The organism is Frankia sp. AgKG'84/4 (assembly GCF_023242965.2).
Classification (GTDB): domain Bacteria; phylum Actinomycetota; class Actinomycetes; order Frankiales; family Frankiaceae; genus Frankia.
This window is the reverse complement of the sequence record NZ_JALKFU020000222.1, coordinates 1-7,903: the sequence shown is the minus strand read 5'-3', so window position 1 is coordinate 7,903 and position 7,903 is coordinate 1. Positions and strand designations below refer to the sequence as shown.

Here is a 7,903-nt window from a genome sequence, read left to right as displayed (position 1 = left end):
GGGTTGGTGACACCGGGGGCCGGATCGGGGTCGGCCGCGTCAGTGCCAGTGGCGCTGCCGGGGGCGTGCTGGCGCGCGGCGGGTGGAGGTGCTCGGCCAGGTTGCGCCGGGTCCGGGAGGGCGAGGTCCGGGTGAGGAAGTCGGCCACGTCGCGGGGGCGCGCCGCTGCGATGTCACGACCAGCGCCGTTGGCACCGTTGGCGTCCACGTGGGTGTCCGTGGCGCCGGCGGCGGCGTGGGCGAGTCCCGGGAGGCCGTCGGCGCGGCCCTGCCCGACGGCCCGGAACTTCCACCCCCGCGGGTGGCGGTAGATCTCGCCGAAGATCATGGCCGTCTCCAGGCCGGTCTCCGCCTCGAAGGAACAGCGCGCGATCTCGACGCCGTCGGCGTGGTTCAGCACGTGGAGGTAGAGGCCGTGCACGGGCCGGAACGTCTGCCCGCGACCGGCCGCGTCGTAGATCGCGGCGCCGAACTGCAGCCGGCTCAGCGCCGCGGGCACGGCCCCCAGCGTGACGACGTGCCGCTCGGCGTCGCCGGGCAGCGGGCGCGGGGGTGGCGGACCGCCGAGGCGTTCCGTCGGGTTCGGTACCTGATCGGCGAGGAGCATCCGCGCCGATGTCGGCCCGTTGGTTCCCTCCCCGGGCGCGTCGATGAGGATGACGACGCCGTCGAGGTCAACGCCGGCAAGGCTGGGTTCGTCGTGCCAGCCGAGGCAGACGCGCACCTGCTCGACACCGGGCGCCGCGTCCGCCAGCAGCACGTTGCCGCCGCCTGGCAGGGTGACGGTCATAGCTCGAGGTCGGAGCGGCGGAACTTGGCGTCCAGGAAGCGTGCCTGGATCGCGAGGCGCGCGGCGTCTCCGGTGTAGACGAGGTCCTGCAGTTCGCCGGCGCCCTCGTCGAGCAGCTGGAGCTGGCGGATCAGATCGTCGGCGGGCGTGCTGCCCGTGACGCCGGGACGCTCGGTGTACGGGGCGGGCAACGCCAGGAAGTCGTCGAGGGCCTGCGGCAGGTATTCGTGGATCATCGCGGTGAGGTGCCTCAGCTCCTCGTCGCTCGCCGACTGGACCTCGATGTAGCGCAGTAACGGTCGCAGGACGTCGTCGATGTCCCGCACGGTCGGCACCGCCCCGGCCGGCAGGCGCCCCCCGGCCGCGTTCGCCTTCGCGATGATCGCGGCGAGCTCTTCCTGGAGCTGCCGCGCCCGGCGCACGACCTCGGGCTCGGCCCGCCGCCCGGGATCGGGCGCCGGCGTGACCTCGTCCGTGCCGGTGCCGGTGCCGGTGCCGGTGCCGGTGCCGGTGCCGGAACGCCACCGGAAGATCACGGTGCCTCCTGTCCGTCCCGGTCGGGTGGGGGGTGCGATCAGCGCTCGTCGGCGCGGGCCCGCTCCAGATACGACCTGGAGCGCCCGACCTGCGTCTCCAGGGCCGCCACGGTGCTCGCCATGCTCTGCACCGCCTTGGCCTTGTACGTGTCGAGGGCGTCCATGGTCGCGAAGACGTCGTCGAACGCCTTCTGCAGCGCCTCGACGCTGACCGTGCTGGCCGACGCCTGTTCCTGGAGCTGACCCGACTGCTGGCGCAGCATCTCGCCGACCGAGGTGATCATGCCGCTGGTCGTGGCGTTCAGCGCGTTGATCTGGTCGAGGACGAGCTTCTGGTTCGCCAGCGCCTGCGCCACGATCACCGCTGTGCGCAGGGCGGCCACCGTCGTCGTCTGCGCCCGGTCGACGCCCTTGATGAGCTCGATGTTGTTCTTGCGCACGAGGTCGAGGGCGAGGTAGCCCTGCACGCTCACCGCGAGCTGGGTGAGCAGGTCCTGCTGGCGCTGGCGGATGGGGAACAGGGCGTCCGAGGTGAGCGCGTCGGCGCTCGCCGGATCGCTGGCCCGCAGCCGGTCGATCTTCGCCGCGACCGCGCCGTCGAGCGCCTTCGCGAGCGTCGCGTACTCGGTGAGCTTGCCCATCGCGGCCCAGAGGTTCGCCTTCTCCTGGTCCACGCCGGCGTTGTCCTTGCGCAGCTCGTCCTGACCGGAGTCGAGCGCCCTGATGATCGCGTCGAGCTGGGTCTGCGCCGACTGGTAGCGCTGGAAGTAGCGGGAGAGCCTGTTCCCGAACGGCACCACGCCCAGCAGCCTGCGGCCACCGCTGAGGTCGGCCCTGCCCGGGTCGAGCTCGGTCACCGTCGCGCGCAGCTCGACGAGGGACGCCGCGACGCGCGCCTGGGCATCGCCGCCGCGACCCCCGCGGCCGCGGGCGCCACTGAGCGCGGCCGCCGGGCGCTCAAGCATCCGGTTGGACACCCGGGCGCTCGCGACGATCTCCCGCTCGCCCATGCGCATGATGTCATTGATCTTGTCCTGGAAGGCCGGGCTGCGCGGGTCCTGCGTCGCGAGGTCGTCGGCGAACGCCGCGGCGCGCGTGCGCAACTGCTCGCGGATTGTCTCGTCGAGCGGCACCATGCTGTCCACCTGGTCGTCGGCGACGACCGGGACGGGCTCCGGCGCAGTGAGCACGAGCGCGCCGGGGGCCGGTTGCGTCCTGGTGGTCGGGCTCCCGGGCGGCGTCAGCGGCCCGCCCAGGTCCAGCGGATCCGACATGTACGCCCCTTCCTGACCCCCGCCGTTCCGGGTGGCGTCAGCGCCGTGTCACGTGGTCCAGCACCCTCGACCCTACGCGGCGGCGGGACCGCCGGCCCTCGCGGCCGCGGCTGGCGGGAGTCACTCAGGCGGGACTGGGGCTACCCGCGCTCTTGCTGGCGCGGCCGGCGGCGTCGGCCACCTGCTGGCCAAGGGCGTAGAGCTCGCTCTCGGCGAGCAGACGCTGGGGACCCAGCAGCATCACCGACGCCGCGACCTGGCCCAACTGCATCCAGGTCGCGCACAACCGGATCAAGCACCTGCCGCCGGAGACCCAGTACAAGCTGCTGCGCGGCAACGCCGAGCGGCTCTACCGCTTCACCGCGGCCGAGCCGACCGTCCCCAGCCCGCTCGCGAGCCTGGCCTGACATGCCGACGGAGATCGTTGTCGACCGGGGCCTGTGCCTCGGCAGTGGCATGTGCCTCGTCTACGCGCCGAACACCTTCACGCACGACGAGCAGAGCAAGGCCGTCGTCCTCGAAGCCGCGATCGACGCGTGCCCCGTCACGGCCCCAGGACGATCTGATCAGCGTGCTCGTCCAGGCCGAGATGACCGACGAGAACGGCGTCACGCAGCGGCTCTCCGACGCCGAGGTCTACTCGTTCGCGCTGTTGCTGCCGCACGCCGGATCGGGCACGACCTGGAAGCAGATGGGCATCACCCTCGCCGCCCTGCTGGCGCGGCCCGACCTGCTGGCGGCGGTCCGCGATGACCGTTCGCTGCTGCGTCCGGTCATCGAGGAGACGCTGCGCTGGATGCCCACCGACCCGATGTTCACCCGGTGGGTGACCCGCGACATCGACTTCCACGGAACGCACCTGCCGGCCGGGTCGGTGCTGCACCTGTGCCTGGGCGCGGCCAACCGGGATCCGAACCGCTGGGACCGGCCGGACGAGTTCGACATCACGCGGCCGCCGCGGGCCTCCTTCGCCTTCGGGGGCGGTGCCCACATCTGCCTCGGCATGCACGTCGCCAGGGCCGAGATCGCGACCGGTGTCGGGGCGCTGCTCGACCGGCTCCCGAACCTACGGCTGGACCCCGACGCCGACGCCCCGCGTTTCATCGGCCTGTACGAACGAGGCGTGACCGAACTTCCCGTGGTCTTCGGCTGACGTCGAACTCAGGATCGAGAGGTATGTGATGACGACTGACGAGCCCGGTTACACGGCGCCGGACATCCTGCTGCTCGGCGCCGAGCATGTCCGCGCCTATCAGGAGACCGGCGGCGAGACCGGTTATCTCTGGAACGGCGTGCCGACCCTGCTGCTCACCACGACCGGCCGCCGCTCGGGACAGCCCCGCACCACCCCCCTCATCTTCGCCCGGGACGGCGACGACTACCTGCTCATCGCCTCCACCGGCGGCGCTCCCAAACACCCCCTGTGGTACCTCAACCTGCAGGCTCAGCCGCAGGCCGAGATCCAGGTACGCGACAGGAAGATCGCGGTGACGGCCCGCACGGCCGAGGGCGACGAGCGCACCAGGCTCTGGAAAGTCGCGGCGACCACCTGGCCGAACTACGACGTCTACCAGACCAGGACCGACCGCGTCATTCCCGTCGTCGTCCTGACCCCGAACTGACGGTGGCCAGGCCCGTCCCGCCGGGCCTGTCCTGACTGTGCGCGGGCCAGCCTGATCCGGCTGGCCCGCGCCCGACTCCTCATCGAGCTCACCGCCGAGCCCCTCGACGACCACGGCCTCTCCTCGCCCGCCCCGTACCGATACGTCGCCATTGAGCAGAATGGCGAGATTCCCACGGTAATGTCCCGGCCATTACTCCGTGAGTGTCGCCAGGCGGCCACCGCGGGCACTTGTCGTCCCCCGAGACACGCGATACCGTTTCCCCCGGTCGCCGTCGTCATGGGGGATGCGCGAGCCAACACCTTCACCGCACGTCGCGAGCGCCCGCTTTCGGCGCCGTCGGGCGTGCCATCCAGGCTTTCGTTGTAGTGCTTTTCGTCGCCGCGCTTTCTGTCGCGGTGTTTTTCGTCGCGCCCACCGTCGGGCGGACTTTTTGCGGCGCGGGGGAGAACGAGTGCGTCCTGTCAATCCTGGCACGGTCGTCGACGATTACCGGGATCTCGAAGCTGACATCGCTCCGTTCGCCTCCTACCTGCAGGCCCTGTATCTCGCCTCGCTGCGCGGGTCGACGGACGCGTACTTCTGCCGCCGGGTCGTCGCCGCGGTGAACGAGGCGCTGGATGACGACGCGCGGATCGACGCCGAGAAGGTTCTCACGCTCTGCGGCTTCGACCCGCGCACGCTGCTGACGGAGTTCACCGACCGCCTCGACGACGTGCGCGATATCGCCGGTCAGGGGCAGGAGCCCGACCTGTCCGGGCGCGGCGGGGCGGCGCTTGTGGACCTCCGGGAGAAGGCCCAGATCTGCGTCGAGCTATGGCGCAGGCTCGGCCCGCGCGTGGACCCCGCGCTGACGGCCGGGGCCAAGCGGCTCACGGTGTACCGGCGGGCCCGGCGCGGGCTGATCGGGCGCCTCGGCGCCTTCTGCAGCTACTGCGAGCTTCCGGTGGTCACCTCGCTGGCCACCGAGCACGTCCTGCCGAAGGCGACGTTCCCCGCCTACGGGGCCGCCTGGGACAACTTCCTGCTCGCCTGCGCGGCCTGCAACAGCGCGAAGGGTGAGAACCCCGGCTACGACTCGGTCGACCCCGACGCCGCGCTCGCCCTCGCCACCGCCGCGGCGCGGGCCCGCGGGACCTTCCGTAGCCCCCGCGATCCGGCGTACACGAGCTTCGGCGCCGAATACACCCATGTCCTGCAGCACGTCGTGCGACTCGGTTCGACGGTCGTGCACCGCGTGGACATTCCGAGCGCCCGGGTGGCCGAGTGGTTCACCCGCGGCGCGTTCAGCCGGACGACGTCGCCGGTCGGTGTCCTCGTCGCCCGGGTGGCCGCGCCGAACCGGATGGGGGCGACCCGCGTGAACGCGGCTGCCCTCGACACGATCAGGACTTTCTCCGGCACCACCGCCGCTTTCGCCTGGGATCAGGTGCACCCGGCCCTGCGCGCGATCGCGCCGCTGTTCCTGCGCGCCAGCGGCACCTACCGGGTCGCCGCCCGCACGCGCCTGACCGACTACGTGTGTGCCTTCTACCTGGAGCATCTGGTCGTCGTCGGCATGAACATCCCCGGGGCCAGGGGCCGCGGGAAGGTGAAGCAGTGCCGGGTCACCCTGGGGACGTCGTCGCGCTCCATCACCGTCGACGCCATCGACGCGCGCCTGATGCTGCTGGCGCGGACCTTCACGCCCGCGGTCACCCGCCAGCTCGGCCTGCCGGACTGGACCGCAGTGGGGGCGGTGAAGGTCATCGACACGGAGAACTACGAGATCGCCTTCGCCCAGCGGCACTGGGTGGAGCTGGGCGAGCTGCACCCCGGCACCGAGGCGCCCCGGGAGGCGACGCTGCGGGCCGGGGAGTTCTCCGACATGCCGCTGGAGCTGTCCGTGCGGTCGATCGCACCGGCCCCGGCGCTGGGACAGCCGCATCCCAGCGCGACGACGATCTCCATGGTCAACCTCAACGACAACCGCAATGACGGTGGCCGCGCCGCGAAAGGCAAGAAGGAGAACCGGATCTTCGACCGGCGGGTCTATCGGCGCACGCTGGCCTGGACGGTCGCCGTCGAGAGCCTGCGTCGAGTCCTCGAGGCGCAAGGCGCGAACCTGCCGCCCGCCCAGCTCCAGGTGCTGATCGACGCCATCGGCACGACCGCCGGCGCGACGGGCTGCGCCACCGTGTGGACGACGCTGATCAGGAGCCTGCCCGGCGCCACCACCGCCCAGCGGGACCTCAGGACGGCCCTGCTCACCGCCCTCGACGGCCAGTTCCTCGGCACCCGGCTGCCGCCGCCGCCCCCGCCGCCTGTGATCGCCCCGCCGCCCGGGATCTGACGCCCGCCAGACCACCCACGCGGTCCCGTCCCCGCTCGCCGTCCCCGGGGACGCGCGGCCGTCATCCGTCTCCCCCACCCGAGGACTTCCGATGCGTCCTGTCTTCCGCAACGCCGCACCGTCGATCCTTTCGCTGTACGGCCGGGCCAGCCGCAGCGCGGCCACCGTCGTCTACGACTACCACGCCTACGGCGGCGCGCTGCTCGAACGCCTGGGTGAGTACTGCTCGTACTGCGAGGTCGCGCTGTGCGGCAACGCGGCGATCGAGCACATGGCCGGCAAGGGCTTCGAGCCGCAGTTCGAGAACGCCTGGAACAACCTGCTGCTCGCCTGCACGAACTGCAACTCCCGCAAGGCCGTCAAGGGGACGTCGATCAACATCGGCGATTTCCTGTGGCCGTGTGACCTGCGGATCGACACGTCGACCGCGTTCCGCTACCACCGGGTGAACGGCCTGGTGCTGGTCGCGCCGGCCGCGGGGACGCTCGCGACCCGGGCGGCGGCGACGATCGACCTGTTCGGCCTCAACAACGTTCCCGCCGAGAACGATCGGCGCTCCAGTGACCGCCGGGTCCGCAACCGCACGAACGCCTGGGACAGCGCCGTCACGCTCGCCGACCGGTACGTCCAGGCCGGGGCCGCGACCGGCGGGTTCGACCAGCGTTTCCCCCGGCTGCTGGCGGAACAGATCAAGGCGATCGCGACGACGCTGGGTTTCTGGTCGGTCTGGATGACGGTGTTCGAGAACCGGCTGAACGAGGCCGACCTCGCCGACCCGATCGTGCAGGGCCAGCTCGACCGGCTGTTCTGCGAGCCCTTCACCGGCACGCTGCGCGGGCGGGCGCGCGCCACCCAGCAACTCCCCTACCCCGGATACACCGGCCTGCCGGTCATGACGAAGGCGAAATCTTGATCATCGAGACGCTGGGCGACCTGACCGGGCTGAGCGCCGACGGGCTGACGCTCACCGAGGCGACGATCAGTGTCGCCGACGGCGAGGTGACGGTGCACGGGCCGGCGCGGGTGCTCGGCGGGGACGGCACCGTGACGGCGACGATCCGCCCGGACGGCACCGGTGGCCTCACGGTCGCCGCCTCGGTGGCGACCGGGCCGACGACGTTGCGCGCGCTCGGCGGGCGCGGCTGGCTGGGCGCCGAGGTCGACGTCGACGCGCTGCCGGAGCTCACACTGGCGGCCCTCACCCTGCGGACCGAGCCCGACAGCGGGCACATCGTCGCGACCGCGCCGCTGCCACCACGGGCGGGGCTGCTCACCGATCCGCTGCCCCTGCGCGCCGGCCAGCTGCGGATGCTCGTCGTCCCCGGCGCCGGGTCCGCGGTGGCCTACGC

At 72.0% G+C, this 7,903-nt stretch carries 8 protein-coding genes and 2 pseudogenes; 6 read left to right on the top strand and 4 right to left on the bottom strand.

Annotated elements, in window-relative coordinates; translation table 11 throughout:
• The 4 genes from MXD58_RS14850 to MXD58_RS14835 form a co-directional block, all read right to left on the bottom strand.
• A partial coding sequence (locus MXD58_RS14850; RefSeq protein ID WP_250609421.1) for a TerD family protein occupies positions 1–790 on the bottom strand: 790 nt, incomplete at its 3' end.
• Positions 787–1,326 carry a hypothetical protein gene (locus tag MXD58_RS14845; protein ID WP_248841024.1) on the bottom strand — a complete coding sequence of 180 codons (540 nt, stop codon included), beginning with the start codon at positions 1,324–1,326 and terminating at the stop codon, positions 787–789. The genes MXD58_RS14850 and MXD58_RS14845, both read right to left, overlap by 4 nt.
• A gap of 38 nt (positions 1,327–1,364) precedes the next feature.
• Positions 1,365–2,600, bottom strand: a complete 1,236-nt coding sequence (locus MXD58_RS14840; RefSeq protein WP_248841025.1) for a toxic anion resistance protein — start codon at positions 2,598–2,600, stop codon at positions 1,365–1,367.
• A 124-nt stretch (positions 2,601–2,724) separates the two neighbouring features.
• Positions 2,725–2,871 (bottom strand): hypothetical protein, encoded by a 147-nt coding sequence (locus MXD58_RS14835; RefSeq protein WP_248841026.1) that lies wholly within the window; start codon positions 2,869–2,871, stop codon positions 2,725–2,727.
• Here MXD58_RS14835 and MXD58_RS31685 point away from each other — a divergent pair.
• From MXD58_RS31685 to MXD58_RS14805, 6 genes and pseudogenes are all read left to right on the top strand, one after another.
• A pseudogene (locus MXD58_RS31685) lies at positions 2,852–3,007 on the top strand (amidohydrolase family protein); the annotation flags it as partial. The gene MXD58_RS14835 and the pseudogene MXD58_RS31685 overlap by 20 nt on opposite strands.
• A 143-nt stretch (positions 3,008–3,150) precedes the next feature.
• A pseudogene (locus MXD58_RS14825) lies at positions 3,151–3,753 on the top strand (cytochrome P450); the annotation flags it as partial.
• Between the two features lie 28 nt (positions 3,754–3,781).
• Positions 3,782–4,222, top strand: coding sequence for a nitroreductase family deazaflavin-dependent oxidoreductase (locus MXD58_RS14820; protein WP_248841027.1), 441 nt, complete (start codon positions 3,782–3,784; stop codon positions 4,220–4,222).
• Positions 4,223–4,676: 454 nt separating this feature from the next.
• On the top strand, positions 4,677–6,554 hold the full coding sequence (locus MXD58_RS14815; RefSeq protein WP_248841028.1) for an HNH endonuclease: 1,878 nt from the start codon (positions 4,677–4,679) through the stop codon (positions 6,552–6,554).
• Between the two features lie 91 nt (positions 6,555–6,645).
• The gene (locus MXD58_RS14810) at positions 6,646–7,467 is read left to right on the top strand and encodes an HNH endonuclease family protein (protein ID WP_248841029.1); all 822 of its coding nucleotides are present in this window, start codon (positions 6,646–6,648) and stop codon (positions 7,465–7,467) included.
• A partial coding sequence (locus MXD58_RS14805) for a hypothetical protein (RefSeq protein ID WP_250609420.1) occupies positions 7,464–7,903 on the top strand: 440 nt, incomplete at its 3' end. The genes MXD58_RS14810 and MXD58_RS14805, both read left to right, overlap by 4 nt.

Coding starts and splice junctions, on each gene's coding strand:
- MXD58_RS14840 (WP_248841025.1), bottom strand. CDS start 2,600: ATGTCGGATCCGCTGGACCTGGGCGGGCCGCTGACGCCGCCCGGGAGC.
- MXD58_RS14835 (WP_248841026.1), bottom strand. CDS start 2,871: ATGCAGTTGGGCCAGGTCGCGGCGTCGGTGATGCTGCTGGGTCCCCAG.
- MXD58_RS14810 (WP_248841029.1), top strand. CDS start 6,646: ATGCGTCCTGTCTTCCGCAACGCCGCACCGTCGATCCTTTCGCTGTAC.
- MXD58_RS14820 (WP_248841027.1), top strand. CDS start 3,782: ATGACGACTGACGAGCCCGGTTACACGGCGCCGGACATCCTGCTGCTC.